Annotated in this window: 13 protein-coding genes; 4 read left to right on the forward strand and 9 right to left on the reverse strand. The window is 57.9% G+C overall.

Annotated features, from left to right (window positions below):
• Positions 1-30: 30 nt before the first annotated feature.
• From I6F09_RS28750 to I6F09_RS37630, 3 genes are read right to left on the reverse strand one after another with little or no spacing between them, the layout of a single operon-like run.
• Entirely contained in the window at positions 31-954 is a 924-nt protein-coding gene (locus tag I6F09_RS28750; RefSeq protein ID WP_225189599.1) for an ABC transporter substrate-binding protein, read from the reverse strand.
• Positions 955-988: 34 nt separating this feature from the next.
• Positions 989-1,723, reverse strand: a complete 735-nt coding sequence (locus I6F09_RS37625) for an LLM class flavin-dependent oxidoreductase (RefSeq protein ID WP_276573699.1) — start codon at positions 1,721-1,723, stop codon at positions 989-991.
• Complete coding sequence (locus I6F09_RS37630) at positions 1,720-2,328, reverse strand: LLM class flavin-dependent oxidoreductase (RefSeq protein WP_225189600.1); 609 nt, start codon at positions 2,326-2,328, stop codon at positions 1,720-1,722. Before I6F09_RS37630 ends, I6F09_RS37625 begins: the two co-directional genes overlap by 4 nt.
• A gap of 2,373 nt (positions 2,329-4,701) precedes the next feature.
• On the opposite strand from I6F09_RS37630, the gene I6F09_RS28765 reads away from it, so the two are divergent.
• The gene (locus I6F09_RS28765; RefSeq protein WP_225189601.1) at positions 4,702-5,460 is read left to right on the forward strand and encodes a hypothetical protein; all 759 of its coding nucleotides are present in this window, start codon (positions 4,702-4,704) and stop codon (positions 5,458-5,460) included.
• A 1,126-nt stretch (positions 5,461-6,586) separates the two neighbouring features.
• On the opposite strand, the gene I6F09_RS28770 is transcribed toward I6F09_RS28765, so the two are convergent.
• A complete protein-coding gene (locus I6F09_RS28770) occupies positions 6,587-7,027 on the reverse strand; it encodes a VirK family protein (RefSeq protein WP_225144512.1) in 441 nt (146 codons plus the stop codon).
• A 2,073-nt stretch (positions 7,028-9,100) separates the two neighbouring features.
• On the opposite strand from I6F09_RS28770, the gene I6F09_RS28775 reads away from it, so the two are divergent.
• From I6F09_RS28775 to I6F09_RS28785, 3 genes are read left to right on the forward strand one after another with little or no spacing between them, the layout of a single operon-like run.
• Positions 9,101-9,790 (forward strand): response regulator transcription factor, encoded by a 690-nt coding sequence (locus I6F09_RS28775; RefSeq protein ID WP_225129483.1) that lies wholly within the window; start codon positions 9,101-9,103, stop codon positions 9,788-9,790.
• 28 nt (positions 9,791-9,818) lie between these two features.
• Entirely contained in the window at positions 9,819-11,273 is a 1,455-nt protein-coding gene (locus tag I6F09_RS28780; protein WP_225189602.1) for a type II and III secretion system protein family protein, read from the forward strand.
• Positions 11,274-11,283: 10 nt separating this feature from the next.
• The gene (locus tag I6F09_RS28785; protein WP_225189603.1) at positions 11,284-11,916 is read left to right on the forward strand and encodes a CpaD family pilus assembly lipoprotein; all 633 of its coding nucleotides are present in this window, start codon (positions 11,284-11,286) and stop codon (positions 11,914-11,916) included.
• A 196-nt stretch (positions 11,917-12,112) separates the two neighbouring features.
• Here the strand turns inward: I6F09_RS28785 and I6F09_RS28790 are convergent, their stop codons facing one another.
• The 5 genes from I6F09_RS28790 to sctQ form a co-directional block, all read right to left on the reverse strand.
• On the reverse strand, positions 12,113-13,150 hold the full coding sequence (locus I6F09_RS28790) for an EscU/YscU/HrcU family type III secretion system export apparatus switch protein (protein WP_225189604.1): 1,038 nt from the start codon (positions 13,148-13,150) through the stop codon (positions 12,113-12,115).
• The gene (gene sctT / locus I6F09_RS28795) at positions 13,147-13,962 is read right to left on the reverse strand and encodes a type III secretion system export apparatus subunit SctT (protein ID WP_225189605.1); all 816 of its coding nucleotides are present in this window, start codon (positions 13,960-13,962) and stop codon (positions 13,147-13,149) included. Before sctT ends, I6F09_RS28790 begins: the two co-directional genes overlap by 4 nt.
• Before the next feature lie 698 nt (positions 13,963-14,660).
• On the reverse strand, positions 14,661-14,936 hold the full coding sequence (locus I6F09_RS28800) for a flagellar biosynthetic protein FliQ (protein ID WP_225129493.1): 276 nt from the start codon (positions 14,934-14,936) through the stop codon (positions 14,661-14,663).
• Between the two features lies 1 nt (position 14,937).
• Positions 14,938-15,603: a type III secretion system export apparatus subunit SctR gene (gene sctR, locus I6F09_RS28805; RefSeq protein WP_225144509.1), complete on the reverse strand. Its 666-nt coding sequence runs from the start codon at positions 15,601-15,603 to the stop codon at positions 14,938-14,940.
• Complete coding sequence (gene sctQ, locus I6F09_RS28810) at positions 15,596-16,651, reverse strand: type III secretion system cytoplasmic ring protein SctQ (protein ID WP_225189606.1); 1,056 nt, start codon at positions 16,649-16,651, stop codon at positions 15,596-15,598. Before sctQ ends, sctR begins: the two co-directional genes overlap by 8 nt.
• Positions 16,652-16,703: the final 52 nt, after the last annotated feature.

The raw sequence follows: 16,703 nt of genomic DNA on the forward strand, positions 1-16,703 counted from the left end.
TAGGCAAAGGCCTTGCGGACGAGCATGTCGTCAAATGGGGGCCGAGCCGTATACAACGCCAGGCGCAGAGGGGTGCCGCCGGTAACGTGTCGCAATACTGGAAAGCGGGAATTGGCGTCCTTCCATGCGATGGCCGAGACATCGTATATAGCATCGGGAGCCGTATCGGACAGTCTGATCTGGCAGAAACTTCCAGCTGATCCCCTCAACGTAAGCCGGCCCTTGATGTTTCGCGGTGGCCGGCGCCGAATTGTAGTCGGGATTGCGGCGGAAGGTGACTTCCCGCCCATGGCGCCACTTGTCGACAATGAATGGACCTGAGCCGACAGGGTTCTCGCAATTCACCGCAAGGCCACGTTTGAGTGCCGATGGCGAGAGAATGCCTTGTGAGGATTGGGCGAAGACGTTCAGCAAGGGCTGGAACGGCACCTTCAAGTTTACCTGCAAGCTCAGAGGAGCGATTGCCCTTGCCGATTCGAAGCTATCGCCGAGATAAGGAGCAGCAGTCGGATTGCGACGATCGGGGTCATTGCTGAGCCATCCGTTGATATTGTCAGCGATGGCCTGCGCGTCGAGGGCAGTCCCGTCGGTGAACTTCACATTCGGCTTTATCTCGAATGTGTACACCTTTTTGTCCTCGGAGATGGTCCAAGACTCGGCCAGCCATGGCAAAATCTTGCCGTCCTCGTTGCGCGCAACCAGATTATCGCTGTACTGGCGTTGCAGATACCATTGTTGGACCCATCCTCCGAACAGGCAGGCAGGCTCTTGAAAATGCCCGTAACGAATGACGCATCCTCGCTTTACGCTGCCGGCTACCCCTTCCTGAGCATGAACGCTGGGCGACAATTGCGACAGGCCCAAGAGCACGACAAGGATAGCCGCCACTGTTCTTGCTTGACGGTTGGATTTGCCAGTGAAGCGCCTCGCTGACCGCGCATTCGATAAATGCATATCCGGGCTCCCGAGATTTGGTGTTGAGGATGCGTCAGAGCGGTGAGCTAGCTGTGGCTCGTGCCGCCTCGAAAGGAATAGAAGTGCCGAAATGCTCTCTCAGTGTCTGTCCCAAATATTCTTTGCGAAACAGCCCGCGCTTCTGCAGGATGGGAACCACATTGTCGACAAACGCTGAAGTGCCATCGGTCAGAACATCCGGAATGATGTTGAAACCATCGACCGCGCCGGCGCGGAACCATGTCTCAATCGAATCCGCGATCTGCTCGGGTGCACCCACAAGCAAGCGGTGGCCAAAAGCTTGAACGCTGCTGATGATCTCGCGAACCGTCCGACCTTGACGCGCCAGAGCTTCAATCGTGCGATGGTGACCGACAGAAAACGGAACATGATCTGCATCAGGCAAAATCTCCTCCGGAATTGGCCGCTCGAGGCTGAGCTTCTCGACCGCCACACCCATGCTTCGTGCAAGGGCGCCGATGGCGCGCTCCAGATCGATCAGTCCATCAAGCTTTTCTTTGCGACGAGCCGCTTCTTCCTCGGTGCCCCCGATACAGGTGACAAGGCCCGGCAGGATGAGCGGAGCCGCAGGGCGGCCGAATTGCCGAGAGAGCGCACGCAGGCGCTCTGCCTCCCGCAGAGCCGTCGTCAAGTCCCCGGCTGCCGCAAACACGACATCTGCACTGCGGGCACCAAGCCGTAGTCCGGGATCCGAACCGCCCGCCTGAACGATGACTGGGTGACCTTGGGGCGAAGCGGGATGCGTCAGTGGCCTGGGATGCCGAAACTATTGGTATCGGGATCGAGCAGGCGGAATTGACTCTGATCTGCGTAAACTCCCGCGGCCTGATCGGCGATGATCATCTCGTCGCTCCAGCTCAGCCAGAGAGCACGGACGGTTTCAACGAAGTCCTCGGCCCGTCTGTAGCGATCCGCTCGCCCGACTTCTCGACCGCCGAAGTTTGCTACCGTCGCCGGGCTCGACGTCGTGACTGCGTTCCACGCAACGCGGCCACGGCTGATAACATCGAGCGATTGGAAACGCCGAGCGAGATTGTATGGTTCATTGTAGGTCGTCGACGCTGTCGCGATCAGGCCAATCCGCTGCGTTTCGCGTGCAATCACCGCAAGAACGAGGGTAGGTTCGAGCCCATTCAGCGGTGGCTGGTGCGTAATGTCGAAGTTTATCGCGGGAGTATCGGCGAGGAATACAGCATCCAGCAGACCACGCTCCGCAACCTTCGCAGCCCGGACGTAGTGCTCGATATCGAAAAAGGCGCTTGGATTTGTACCCGGCCAGCGCCACGCGGCGGAATGGCCACCAGCGCCATGAAGATTTAGACCAAGATGAAGCATGGAGTTAACCGAAGACATCACAACCCCTAATGCGGCGCCCTCTGAGCCACTTGGTGGGCCTTGAGGACAAGTCAATGTCGGCGACCACCCTGCCCTTTCGCGCAAGCCCACGCTGAATGTGCGCCGGGCAGCCGATTTGAGCATGGATAACAAGCCGTCGGCTGATGTTAGAGGACTCTCACCGAACAAGATTCCGCTACGTGCTGTGACGTTCTGCGCGCGGGCGCAGCCCAAAAGAGCTTCGACCGCGGTGGTTGCCGATTGACGCCGTCGTGACAGCCAATTTCCAGCGGCTAGTTGATCCCACACGAGTACACTCACATCGGCGCTCCAGAATTCATCAACAAGCCAGCTGCTTCTCAGGAAGAAGTTCTGATGCCCATTCGCGATCGGAACGTTTGGACTCGCGACCGAGCGAGCAAGGATCGATAGAGGATCTTTAGAGGTCGAAACCACACAAACGCAATAGTTGAGTATTTCAATCTACTATTGTCTGTCGGCATCCCCTTCTATTGCGACGTCTATCTGTCCATCGCTTAGCCCAAATGGTCTCTGATCAGGTTCCCGAACACGCGCTGCGTGATCGCCAAATTAAAGTCGCTGCGCCGGCTCAAAGCGAGGAACATGAATTGGTGCGCTCGAGAACACACGACAGATTTGGGAGACATTGTTGATCAACCGCATGCTGCCCCGTTGCAAAGCGACATCCGATCAATAATGCCGCGCCAAGACAACACATCTAATAATGCGATGAAAAATTCTGGATTATAGATGCCTCGTTAAGGCAATGCTTGGACGCTGAGCTTTCTTCTGCACCACCGTGGCGCCTGCTGCATTCAAGGATGCTGCGGATCTTCGCTTGATTGTCTTGCAGGCGCCGCATGTTCTCGCTTTTTCTATCGGTATGATGACCGACCGCGACTTTGCAAGAATGCCCGTCCTCGAGGCCCAGTTGCTTTTTGAAGACAAACGCCTTGGAGCGTCAAACATCGGGAGCATCAACGTTCACGACACTCAGTTGGGTATCTGCGTCACTTACCGGCAGATGAGGCCGGGCGCGCCTCTCGCGATGATGAATCGCGGGTTATCAGCTTCATCAATGCCAGCTCGAACCGTTCTGGCTAGCCTCGAGGTCTGCGGCCATCTCCGGCGAGAAAGATCACGGAGGACACGCTGCGCGCCAGCATGGTGGACGACCGCAGCCCCGGCGTTCTGACCTAAGCCATCACCGTCCTGCCATTAGCAACAGGAGTGCAACCCGCGAGCGCCAAGAGCCGCTTCCTTCGGCCGTCCCGGCTTTGGATCAACCCAGGAAGACTGATGCTTGTCAAATTTTCATGCGTCGGTGCCTGGTATCTATCGCTACTTTGACCGGAAACGCGCCGGGCTCGGAGGAAGGAGGGGCCGATACGACCGACCGCGGAGATTGCCCTAGGTCTTTTTGTTCAGCTGCGCCTGCAGGTCACACCAACGGCTTGCGCGGCGAGATGTTTATAAGGCGCGACTAACGTTGTGGTGCATTGTGTGGCGCATCGGCTGCAAGCCTCAACGGCCCATTTTTCTTTTCCGAACTGAGGCGCCCGAGCGCCAGTCCTTGCCGCCACGTTCTTTATACACCCGAATCGTTTGTGGCCCCAGCCACGTCTGGTTGGCAGTTCAACGTCTCGCGGCCGCCCAGCCTGTTAACGTTGCGAGTTAAGCCATTAACCGTGTGTTGCGGATGCCTGGATCGGAGCCGCACGCCCGGCTCTTGTTTTACGGCCAGCGCCCCGCGCACCGACGCAAGGCCCTGCATCAGCGGTCCCGACAGAGGACAATGAGCTTCAGCCACCCCAGCCCGGACACGAGCCCGACGGCTGCGGCCAGACTAAGCTGTTCGGACCACAGCTAGCATCTTGACGAGCATTTAAAGGAGCTCCACTGGGAGCCGATGCAAGCTGGCCCAGGCATACTTCTCCACGCCGCTCAAGCCCACCGATAGCCGCGCTTCCGCCGCGCTGCTTCTCCCGGACCTTCACACGGCGCTGCCGTGGAGCGGATACCGACGATGGCCCCATCTCCCAAACTCCGCTCTGCAATGAACAACAGGCTCGCTGGCATACTCGGAAGGGCCCCGAATTTCTTCAATGAGGCTGGCCAGGTGTTCGACAGCTAACCCTTCTAGCATGGCAAGACTTTGTCCGGACAGGAGGCCGACTTGATGGCCCAAACTCTGGAACAGAAGAATGACTTGGATCCCCGGTCAGTCCAGCCCGCACGCCCTCAACACACCGATCCGCTCGAGAACAGCCTCGGTGTGTTTTATCGACATTGCGCGGGTCTCGGTTTCTGATCCTTATCGGATCAACTTCGTACGAATGATATTGACAAGGCTACCAAAGGGAGAAGGGTATGGACCCATTTGAGGACGTCAACCGATCCGAGGCTCGGATGCATCACCTCGAGCCGCGACAGGAAGAGACAGCGCAAGCAGACTTTGAGCAGCGGCTTAAAGAGTCTCAGCCAATCCTCGCAGCATCGGCTTCACCCGTGGCTGGATCGAACCGGACGGTAACGGATGGTAACAAGAGAGCGCAAGCTATACTGGAGAATGAACGGTGCACGGCTCCATCCTTTGTCAGAACGCGCGCTCAACTTGCCGCAACGCTGACGTGCGCGAACATTGCGGAACTCAGAAGAGAAATCGAACTCGCTGCGCAAAGATCAGCAAAATGGTCACGAGTGAGTGGATCGTCAGTCGACCGCGTCGATAGTGGCCGCGTTTACGACGACGTGATGGCATCGTCATACCCGGAGCTGCAGCGCTTTCAAAACCACGCCAGTCATTGCAAACCACATGCGTTGGACCGTCTAAGCGCGATGGCCCATTTGCGTTCCATGGCGGCTTTGCGTTACGACGCCGCCCCTTGGAATATCTGGGGAGGCCAACGACTTGATCTGGGTCGCGCAGCGGCAGAGCACGTGAGGGGCGATACCAGTTGTTCGCCTTTTGTGTCGCTGTCAGAGGAGGCCTCACAACTGCTCCTTTCGCCGGACGATGACAACGAGTATGGCGCCAAAGTCATCGCGGAAAACGCGAATGAGTTGCACACCTACACGGTGCCGAGGGTCACAACTTGGACGGCGGAAGAGATCGTCAGTATTCTCTAGGACGGGACTGAGAATGATGAACCCGCTCTGGCATGGATGACTGATACCCCGACTGAGGAGCGTGAGGTACTATTTCTGGGCGGAAACCTGGACGACTATCGGACCGCTAGCGCATCTAATCCATATAGAAAGTCAGGAACAAAAGGCTGAGTGGTACAGGCTACGGAAAGGGTGATTTGCCTTTTCCGGCGCTCGGAAACATCGAACGCAGCGTTTCGCGCTACCAATAATACTCCGGTCCAACTGGCCAGCGCGGGCGACCGGCCGCGTTCCGCGCTTGGAATGAGAGTTTCAGCCCAAACCTGTATGGTCTCTAAAGTTCGCCCACTTATCCTCGGGTTGGAAGGGCCCGTGCCGATCATTATTCACTTTAGCTTTCCGTCTGGCCAGGTCAGGTTTTGCGAAGCTAACATGAGTAGCGATAGAACGAGGTAGTCATGCCCGCCGACCGCAGCATGGATCGATACAACGAAATCAGCCCAACCGACGGCCGCGCTCTTCTCTTCCGTTGGCCGCAATTTGGCTGAACGAGGTGCTCGTCGGCACCTCGGGCGGATGCTCAAGCTTTCGAAACCACGGATCGTTTGCTCAGAGAGCTTAGATCTGCGCCCGAACGCAGTTTACGAGCGGTGAGCAAACCCATAGCAGCCAGCCCAGATGATCTTAAGCGGGATCGTTCATTCACCTTGTGGCTGCATTCGGCAGTACTGCGATTTCAGGTGAAAGGATCCCAAAAAGAGGCGGATGAAAGATAAGAGCGCACCCGGGCCTAAGGTCGTCATCATTGCGGGCCCGCGGCTGGAGCGACTTGGGAATAATGTTCTTACGATAACCGCAGCGTGAGGACGTCCTTCGAACTCATCTGAAGCGTTCAACTGAGAGCCTTGGGTCCGCCCATAAGACGACTACCTGAACCGCCGACCTTCCAATCCCTGAGATGGAATGGAGATCGGCGGCCCTCATGAGTTACCTGAGCAGCAAGTTCGTACAACTTGATCCTCGTCCGACGAAACGACCGTCAGAAACACTCTGATCTTTCCTGACGATCGAAAGGATTGGTATCCGTGCGAAGGTGTCCGCACGAAAGGATTAAGTCTTCGAAGCGCCCCCTGCTCTGTGCTCTTCGTTACCAGATGAACTTTGCGCCATCCGGCAGTTCGCAGATGAATTCTCCCTGGTTCACGAGTTCGGTGGTCCCGACGACAAGTTTCGAGGCTCGCACCGTCAGCTTGCCTTCGCGGCTAAGGCTATGGCGGATGTACTCGGTCACGGCATGCCCGGAGCTGTCGACCGTTTGATGAGCATTGGCGAAGCTGATGCCATTATGGACGGTCACCCTGAAGGCAGTGATGACCAGACCGGCTTGCGTCGCGGACGCAGGCTTGCCACCCTCCGCTGTGGTACAGCGGCTCATGTCCAGTATGAGCTTTACATTCTTCCCCGCCTGGAGGGCACTGAGCACCTCAGTGTATTTCGGCGAGGGCTCATCGGCTCTCGCCGGCGCGCTCACGCTCGCGGCCGAAAGCAAGGACAATAGGATCGGTAGTGCTCGGCCAGTAAACTTCATATGCTCTTCTCCCTCGATAAGTACCGCAGATTGCGCTTTTAAGGACGTCGTGCTCGCAAGCCGTTTGTCTGCTTCCAGACACACGCGCGCTCGCGCCGGTACAAAAGCAGCCTGTCGCAACGAGGCGCAAGTCGCCGTGATGGCTATTCCGACATCACAACCTCGTAGGTCAGGTTTGCTGGAGTGACTTAGCTTCGCGCGCCGACTTGAACGATTTGATGCAGCGTCTCCTCCGCTTGGAAACCACAAAACGGCAGCCGGTTGCGCTTGTCCGTCGCAGTCCTAACGGGCGAGAGAATGCTGTTCTCACATCTGCATAAGGAGACGATCCAGGAAAGAAATTCGACCAGCCGCAAGCGCCAGTTCGTCCGCCTTGCTGTGCACCGTCTCCCTAGATGACGCGTCCGCAATGAGGTGGTGGAGCGAACCTGACGCGGCGGTCCGAAAAAGCTCAATCAGGGGACCCGATCTCGGCCTGATCGAACACCAATGTCGGAAGGCACAAGGTAGCACCCTATTATGATCCGTCGCTTCGCGCGGCTTCCGTCCAGCTGACCGTTCGCGTCGTTGACAGAATCTATTCGACTCATTCCAAAGCTATTCGCTACCTGGATGCGTTCCATCAAAACAATCGATTTTGTCGATCGCGCCTAAAGCCCCATAATCTCTCGTGATGTATGGAGGCAGCATTCAAGGATGTCCCTTGGCAATCGATTCCTTCTTCAGTCCCTTTCCGGTCAAATCGGCTTGCGCGCTCCGGCGTCTGCATCCCAGAAGTTAGCTGTCCCTGTGCGTCACATAGAGGCATCTCGCCACCGTCTCCTTGCTAGATTGACACGCATGAGATCTCTGACGACCGTGAGGTCACGCCTTAAGGCCTAGCAAAGACGACTGCCTTCACACACTGTCATCGGCTTTGGCTCAAGCTACGCCTTATTGGACCGACGAAACGCTCATGACCCTGGCGAGAGGGCCGAGCGTTCCGCAGGTCGATAGTCTGGCTTCAGAGGTCGCCATCGTTTCAGAATGCTTGCGAGGTCGAGAGCACTGCTACGACCAGCGGTCAAAGCACTTGAATCTCACCTAGCGTCAGATTGTAGGATTTCCGACAGCCCCGCGACACAGAACCAGCTCGCGTGTACCCTTCCTGACAGGTAGCAAGAATTGCGAACGTCTCAAAAGCACAATGCTAAGCCGCTCCGTCCCTCACGCTGCTGGACTGCTCCTCTCCGGAACGCTGGCGGTCGCCATCTGGCCCTTACTGGGCGAGACCCGAACATTCTGGCGCCGTGCACCCCGAAAGACGAAATGGTGCTGGTGTAGTCACCTGGATCTATGCGCGATGACAACCACGAGGAGCTCGATTGGATCGTTCGCAGCTTCCGCTGGGCTGCGGCGGACGAGGGGACCTCGGGCGCGACGGAACTTCAGGGCGGTCGACGTCTTGCGTGCAAAGAGTCGGCTGCGAGAGGGTGTTCTTCAAACCGGGAGGGGCATTGATCGTTTCGTCGAGCATCTCAGCCTGTGAAGCCATTGGCCAGGTGCGTCGCGTGATGTGTCTTCGAATGCGGAAAGACTTGCATTGTCGTGACTTCACGACACGACAGGCTCAACAGCCCAGCAAGACTGACCGCAGACCAAGACGAATTGGGGAAGTTTCCAAATGTCGGTTTCGCTCATCTGTTCAGTCACAAATCCGATCGTCTCCCGCGCTTTGGTTACGATTGCGCGGCCTGGCGCTATTCGCACTGCAGGCGTTGGCTCAGTGCACGCAAGAACGGCTGTGATCGGCCTGCGAACGCGTCAGCGAGCTGCCGCGGTTCAAACAGAATCAGCTCTCTTGCTCGCATGAGCGGCATGTTGAGCGGCGCCGAGGTCGTAAGCAGCCCCGAGGGGTCCGTGGTCCATCTGACGACAATGGACCGGCAGAGACGGATCGACTGTCAACATGTTCCGCCCTCTCGTTTCGGGCTGTTCAAATTCACACCAATCCAGCCGCCTCTCAGTTCCATCGAGCCCATGGTCAATCGTGACGCGCTCAGGTCTTGACGTGGATGGACGAGAGGCGATGAAATGCGAATTCTCCTGGTTGATCATCATGCGGACTTTGCCCGCGCCGTGAAGGAAGCGCTCTTAAATTGCGGCTTCGCCGTCGACGTGACACGCACGCTGGATGAGGCGGCGGCCGCGCTCGATTGCGCGAACTACCACATGGTCCTGGTCGAAACGGATTTGCCCGATGGAGACGGATTGGACTGGCTGAAGCAGCTGCGGCGCGAGGGACGGTCAATGCCGGCGGTGATGATGAGCAGTCTCAATGATCTCGGACGGCGGATTGCAATTTTCAATGCGGGCGCGGATGATTTTCTGCCCAAGCCCGTGTCTATCGACGAACTCATTGCTCGCATGCGGGCCATTTTGCGACGGTCAACGCAGATGATGGCGCCGGTAGTGACATTCGGGAATCTGCATTTCGATCCGATCGCGCGACAGGTCTCGGTCGGTGGTCGAATACTGAGAATTGCGCGCCGCGAAGTGTGCATTCTTGAACATCTGCTCAACCGCGCCGGCCGTACCGTGCCGCGCGCATCGCTCGAAGATAGCTTGTATGCATTTGACGACGAGGTCTCGACCAATGCGCTGGAAGTCGGGATTTATCGCTTACGCACGCATTTGAGCCAGGCCGGTGCAACGCTAAGGATCAAGACCGCGCGCGGTGTCGGTTACACTCTTGAACTCATTGGCGCAGCATCGGCTGCCTAAGCCGATCCAACTTGAAAGCTACACTCCCTTGAACGTCATTAACAATGCCGCCGGCACTGATGAGCCGTCGATGGTCGCCAGCGGGTTGCAGTGTGCCGCTTTTCCCCGCCTCTGCTACGTGCTGTGCGCAGTCGCTCTGCTATTTCCGCTTGCAGTCACAGCTCAGACAAAGCGGGATGGCAAGGGAGAACCGCCACGCGCGGCGCCAGGCAGCACCACCGGCACGCTCAACCTAACCTCCTCACAGGGTAAAACAGTTCATCTGACCGGACCGGCTGCGAGCATTTTTATAGCCGACCCGGCGATTGCGGATTATCAGGCGCCATCGAACACCACGATTTTCGTGTTTGGCAAAAAGGCCGGACGGACGAGCCTGTTTGCCCTGAACGACAACGGAGAGGCTCTCGCCGAGCTGCGTGTTGTCGTTACCCAACCGATCGAGGATCTGCGGGCCGCGCTTAAGGCCGAGGTCGGCGACTATCCAATTCAGGTCAGCTATACCCCGCGCGGCGCGATCCTTAGCGGTACGGCGCCTAGTGCCGATGTCGTCGAGACCGCCAGGAAGGTCACCGAGCAGTTTCTTGGTGCGGGCGCGCTGGTTGTCAACAAGATCCAGGTCGCCGGCTCATTGCAAGTGAATCTCAGCGTACGGGTGGCAGAAGTCTCCCGCAGCGCCGTCAAGGATCTCAACATCAACTTCACGGCCTCGAGCCCAAACGGCGCTTTCCTTGTGACCGGCAAAGGGGGCGGGTCCGGCGCGGCCGGCGGCGGCGGCACGATCGGGATTGGGTTTAGCGCCGGCAATACCAACCTGAGCGCTGTTCTCGACGCTCTCGCGAGCGAGCACCTCGCCTCAATCCTGGCTGAGCCGAATCTAACGGCCATGTCCGGCGAAGCCGCAAGCTTCCTCGCCGGCGGCGAATTCCCCATTCCGGTGATGCAGGACAACCGGCAGGTGTCCGTCCAATTTCGCCAGTTCGGCGTGAGCCTCGAGTTCGTTCCGACGGTTCTCAACAATAATCAGATCATTGTCCGTGTGAAGCCCGAAGTCAGCGAATTGTCGAGCGAAGGCGAGGTCAAAATCAATGGCATGGCGGTCCCTGCCCTCTCGACTCGGCGGGCCAGCACCGTGGTCGAGCTCGCCAGCGGTCAGAGCTTTGCAATCGGCGGCCTCATCAGGCGCAACTTCAACACTGATATCGGCGAGTTTCCCTGGCTCGGCGATGTGCCGATCCTGGGCGCGCTTTTTCGCTCCTCATCGTTTCAAAAACGTGAAACCGAGCTGGTCATTATTGTCACGCCCTACATCGTACGGCCCGCATCGAACCCGAACAAGATGAGTGCGCCAAGCGACCGCATCGCACCGCCCTCAGATGCGGGGCGGATTTTGACAAACACGGTGGCCCGGCCGCCGCGAGATCGCGATGCGCCTCGCGCCAGCACACCAGGATTGACCGGCAGCGCCGGCTTTATTATCGAATGAGGATCGCCAAATGACTTTGCGACATCTGTGCTACCCGATCGTTATTGGAGCAACATTGGGGGGCTGCGCAAATACTGCCTCGATCCAGCCCGCGCCGGCTGACCAAGAGATCCGGGTCGAGCAGAAGAGTAGCGTGCTGTTCCTGCAGAGCCTTCGTGGCCCCGAACGGCATCGGCTGCGAAGCTTTATTGCAGCGACCAGTCGCGGCCGGCGGGATGCCCTCCATGTGGGTGTCATCGGCCCACCCAGACTCATTGCACAGGTGGCCCACGAGGCTCGCGCCATGGGCGTTGCCACCTACAACATCCACCTGTCCGCTTCTCGTGTGGATTTGCCGGCTCGTTCCGGGGTGAGGATCGAAGCGATCACTTTCGAAGCCCATCCTCCGGTCTGCCCCTCGCTCTCCATCGTCGCTCCTACAGTGAACGACAATTCGTTCAATCCAACCCTTGGCTGCTCAGTCCGGAATAACCTTGCGGTCATGGTCAATGAACCTGGCGACTTGTTAGGCAATGGCGCTGTCATGCCGACCAGTGGTGATCGTGCAGTGCTTCCCTTCACCGCACGTGGGGCCACGTCGGCGGGCAACAGGAGCAATTTGGAGAATGAAACGCATAGCAGGGTTGCGCCAGAAATCCAATAAGCGGCTCGTAAGACCCGAGCAGCATGAACATCGGTTGGCCATTCTTGTCCATATCGGTCTTGGAATCGGCCGACGAGCCTCCTGGAATCCAATTTTTGCCCGGTCCTTTTCTTGGGATCGTGCAGCTTGCCGATCAGGTTCTGGGACAGTTGGGTCGTTGACCAGAGATTTGAGCGCATCGCTGTTTTGCGCGACGCTAAACTAGGCCGGCGGCAAAGACTGCCTTTGCAACCCTCTCGAAACACTCCATCGGAACGGCCTTGCCCATCGCACCCTTCCGGATCAGCTGACGCGCCAACACATGATCCTCGACAATGCTCAGACGTTGGGCGCGCGCCTCCGCCAGTAACTGTGAAGCCGTTTCGCCCTCGCCGCGGCACACCAATACCGGGACGCCGGTCTCGCCCCGAACGTAGCGCAGTCCAATCAATGTCGCTCGCCCGGTCAGTATCACTGTCGCCCGATGAATGCCGAGCGGAGACTCGTTCGCCGACTCCCGGCGGAGCCTGCGGTGTTCACCCTTGATCTGCGGATTACCATCCTGTTCCTTGGACTCGCGCTTGGCTTCGCTCTGCGTCATGCGCATGTCGCGCAAGAACAACCAACGCTGAATGAGCAGATCGGCCAAGCCGCCAATCAGAAGAGCGCCGGCAGCAATCGCGATCAGCACTTTGAGCTCTTTAAAGACAAAACCAAAGCAGCTCAAATCGCACACGGGCAAGTATACCAGTGCCCTCCAACTTGCGAGCACAGTGAAAACGAACGTAGCGCCAAGAACCAAAACTTTGACGATAGACTTTCCAAGCTCGACAACCGACCGCTGGGAGACAATCCGCTTCAGCCCTTTGACGGGGTCCAATTTCTCAAAGCTGGGTTTAAGCGGCTCAACCGAAATCGTCAGCCCGCCGCCGGCCAAGACACCGGCCACAATCGCCGCAGCAACCGCCGCACCTAGGATGGGAGCCGCGGCTGTTATAGAAAGGTCCATCAATCCGACCAACGCCTGCCGGGCCGCACTGTTGAAGGGCTGTTCCTGCAGCTTGTCGGTGAGCCGCACGGCTTCGCGCCATCCGTCTTCGATCGGGCTCGCCCTGAAGCACAGGCAGCCGAAACCAGCGCAAAGGCTTGCCGCGGTAACAAAGTCGGCGCTGCGCGGGCTCTGCCCTTTCTTCCGCGCGTCCCTCAGCTTCTTGTGACTTGGTGGAAGGTTTTTCTCTTCGCTCGTGTCGTTCATTTCAAGAACTTCTCGAGCCACTCCAGCACGCCGTTGAACCGAATGATCTCTGCTCCCATATATTCGATCAGGAAGACGGCGTAGCTGGCCATAATGATGCCAAAGGCGGCATTCTTGATGGTCGGAGAGAGATCGTTCAGCTTGATTTGCGGCGCAAAGCGCCCGAGCAGCATGAGGGATACGTCGATCAGAAGCAGCAGAGCCAGCACGGGCCCGGCGACCACGAGGGTCGTATGCATGATATGGTCGAGAAGCCCGATAAACTCCATTGCCCCGTGGTGGGTCAGGGGCGGTAGCAGCCGATATACGGGCCAGATCAGATAACTTCCATAGAGGCATCTGACCATGGTCTGCAGACCTCCTGATACAACGAAGATCGTAACCGCGGCAGTCCCGAGAAAGAGCCCCATCGGGGCGGCTTGACTGCGTGTGGCAGGATCGTCCACCTGGTTGGAGATGCCGCGCTGGGTATCAATGATGTCACCAACGGCCTGGATGCTCCAGAGTGGTATACTAAGCAGAAAACCGAACAGCAGGCCGATAAATATCTCCTTCAAGCCGAGGAGCGAGATCGCAACCATACGGGTACCCGGATCTAGTGTCTGCAAGCCGTTCCTGATCTGCATCAAGCAAGGCAATCCAATCACAACCGTCGCGCTTGCGCGGATAATCCCGCTAATGTGCGGTCGCGTGAATACCGGAAGAACCAGCATAATGCCGAGGGCCCGGGCCCCGCCAAGTCCGGCCGCAACGACGAACTCGACAGCAGTCTGAATCAGAGTTTGCGTCTCGGTAGGTGACAAGGCATCCATTTGAGCTCAGCTCGGCGTTCCTTCAGCCAATGCAACCGTCGCACTCACGTCGCCATGATGTGAGACGTCAAGAACTCTGCAGATCTCGTGTCCGAGCGGTTGCAGAGCGACAGGTCTCCCACAAGGCAGATGACTTCGGCTTCAACCATCCATATGACTACAGCCATCCGGCGCAGAGGTATGACCATTCGATGAGAGCACCGGCGAAATCGCGCCGCTGCGCGCCTACAAGCCACGCTTCTTCTGCTCTCACCGGCCGCAGCGCGGTTTGGAGATCTGAGGGCCTCAAAGCTTCCATCAATTTCGCAGTCTATGGAGATCGGCTCGAGCGGCACCTTCATTCGCAGGCTCATTCACCAGAACGCCAGAATCGTGGGGCCGCTTGCAATCAAAGCGGTTCGCCCGTTCACTGCGTCGACAACTCGCTAGGCAATGCATCGAGGACCAGGTCTCAGCAGGTAATTCCGTCACGTCGTAAGCAAAACCCAAATCGAATGGATAGAACTTCCAAATAGGGTCATTCTTCCTCCGAATACGGCAGGCTCACGGAGCCGAACAGGACAGTTCGGATATCTATCCGTCGCATGCTAGTGAGGCGAGCTTTCGATAAGCTGACGAACTCGCCCTTTTGTGGTTCACGATCAAGGCCGACAAACGCGCGCTATAGCTAAAACTTAGACAGCCGTGCGTTCCGCGCCCTAATACCTCGCTGTGAGCGCGGGGAACTCAGTGAAGATCTGCTGGGCTTGCTCGATCAGCGGCGCGCTCAGCACCGGAGCAAACAGAACGAGCACGGCGACGACGACGAGGAGCTTCACGGTAAGCGGCAAGGTTTGATCCTGGAGCTGGGTTGCTGCCTGCACGATGCCGATACCCAATCCCGCCACGAGGGCTGCCAGGAGCGGCGGTAGAACCCAGATCATGAACAGGACCAGTGATCGGCTCAGGTGGGTGAGGATGCTGGCCTCGTGCATCTCAACTCCCCGCAGATGCGTAGCTTAAGACCAATCCGTGCATGAGCCGTGACCAGCCGTCGATTGTGACGAACAGAAAAAGCTTGAAAGGAACGGATATCATTGTTGGTGACACCATTGACATGCCCATGGCCATCAGAATTGTCGTCACAATCAGGTCAATTGTGATGAACGGAAGATAGAGAAGGAAACCGATTTCAAACGCGCGCTTAAGCTCCGAGATCAAAAAGGACGGCACGAGGATCGCAAAATCATCGGCTGTTGCGTTGCCGCGCATCTCCTCCGACCAGATATGTTCCGTCGACGACAGGAAGAACGTGCGCTGCTCCTCAGTGGTGAACTTCTTGAGATGGGCGCGCAGCGGCTCGCTGCCCTCCTTGGCGGCGGTCAACCAGTCGTCGGCGGTTTGGTAACGAAGTTGCATATCGGTCACGCGGTTGTATGTTTGCTCGAATACCGGGGCGTCTATGAACACGGTGAGGATCAATGCAGCGCCATACAGAACGATGTTCGGTGGTATGGACTGAGTGCCGAGCGCGTTGCGGATCAGGAAGAGAACAACGGAAACCTTGATGAACGCCGTCGTTGTGACGACTGCGAACGTCAACAGGCCAAGGCCGACGGTCGTCGCAACAAGCGCAAGGATGCTCGGTTGAATGTCAACCATTGACCGCCAACCTGCTACGTAACCGGATGCCCAACGCTTCACCGACACGTACGATGTCGCCGCGGCCGATCAATTGACCGTTGGCGACAATGTCGACCGGACCGTCCAGCTGCCGGCCAAGCTCGAACACGTGCCCCTCGCTGATGCTTCTCAACGTACCCAGCGGGATGGGCCAGCGGCCGCATTCGAACACAAGCGTGATCTCAACACTGTCGATGTCGGCTTCCGATGGCGGGATTGCTTGCTCCGCTTGGGGTCGTATCGTCATATTTGCATACCTTAGAGGATGGGACTGCAGGCGGAATGGTCCCCGAAGGATAAGTCTGTCGCCCGCGACGTGCGCCGGCGCCCACAACTTGTCCGCAGCGAGGATGAGCTGGCCATGGGCAAATGGAATGACGTCGGGCAGCAGTGCGTCGCCGGCCTGTGCTTGACGAAGAAGCCTGACGGGCGCCCGCAGCGAGCCGATCTCTCTCGCAATCACGACCGGCAATTCCGAAGAAATCTTGCCTAAGTCTCGCGGTAATTGGCCGATCAACTCGCCTAACACACGAAACGCAGACGGAACCAGACCGTCAAGTGGCGCGAACAAGAACAGGCGGGCCTTTGCCGCCAGCGGTCCGAAAGTAACGTCGAACTCCAAATAGGGGTCTTTGGCCGTCGCGTCTTCGATGCGGATCAGCTGCAAATTCCGCGCGAGCATGATCTCTAATCGAGCGAGCCAAGGTTCCAGAGCAAGTTCTAGAAGCAGCGAGCGGGTTGGGTCGGAAGGTAAAGTAAGGCCATACTGGACCATTGAAATCAGCGCCTCGACGAGAAGGCGGGGCAAGGACAAGACAGCGGTCTCGCCTCCGGCGCAAAATACGCAGTCGAGCATCGACATGGCATATGGCTCGGCCTGCCAAACAAGCCGGCTTATACGGATCGATAGCGGCTTATCGCCAAGGCGGCTCTGCAGAACCGTGCGTGGTGCGGCGACCTCGTTGAGCCACGAGACCACGCCATGCGACAACTTTACCGCTGGCTGAAATAATGCGGGTTCACCCACGGCATTTACCGACAGGTTCCACGGCAGCTCGCGACGTCATAAGAGAACGAGC

Origin of the sequence: Bradyrhizobium sp. IC3195 (assembly GCF_020193585.1) — a bacterium.
Taxonomy (GTDB): Bacteria; Pseudomonadota; Alphaproteobacteria; order Rhizobiales; family Xanthobacteraceae; genus Bradyrhizobium; species Bradyrhizobium yuanmingense.